Annotated in this window: 1 protein-coding gene; it reads right to left on the reverse strand. The window is 45.2% G+C overall.

What is annotated here, in order from left to right; translation table 11 throughout:
• The coding region (locus DC53_RS00405; protein ID WP_033032346.1) for an elongation factor Tu at positions 1-736 on the reverse strand (736 nt) is incomplete at its 3' end.

Below are 736 nucleotides of genomic sequence, written 5' to 3' on the forward strand. Positions count from 1 at the left end.
CGATTTCAACTTCGTCATTTACGTTGATGATACCAGCTTCAACACGACCAGTTACAACAGTACCACGGCCTTGGATTGAGAAAACGTCTTCGATAGGCATGATGAAAGGCTTATCGATGTCACGCTCTGGCTCTGGGATGTAAGAATCAAGTGCGTTTGCAAGCTCAACAATCTTATCTTCCCACTCTTTCTCGCCTTCTAACGCTTTAAGCGCAGAACCAGCGATTAGAGGTAAGTCATCACCTGGGAAATCGTATTCAGAAAGAAGTTCACGAACTTCCATTTCTACTAGCTCAAGTAGCTCTTCGTCATCTACCATGTCACATTTGTTCATGAACACGATGATGTAAGGAACGCCAACTTGACGAGAAAGAAGGATGTGCTCACGTGTTTGTGGCATAGGGCCATCTGTCGCAGCAACTACTAAGATCGCGCCATCCATTTGAGCAGCACCAGTGATCATGTTTTTAACATAATCGGCGTGACCAGGACAATCTACGTGTGCGTAGTGACGTGTAGGAGTATCGTATTCAACGTGAGACGTTGAAATAGTGATACCACGTTCGCGCTCTTCAGGAGCGTTGTCGATTGATGCGAAATCTTTAGCAACACCGCCGTATACTTTTGCAAGTACGTTAGTGATTGCTGCAGTTAGTGTAGTTTTACCGTGGTCAACGTGGCCGATTGTACCAACGTTTACGTGCGGTTTTACGCGTTCAAACTTTTCTTTTGCCAT

It is taken from the genome of Pseudoalteromonas fuliginea (genome assembly GCF_000690055.1).
GTDB lineage: Bacteria > Pseudomonadota > Gammaproteobacteria > Enterobacterales > Alteromonadaceae > Pseudoalteromonas > Pseudoalteromonas fuliginea.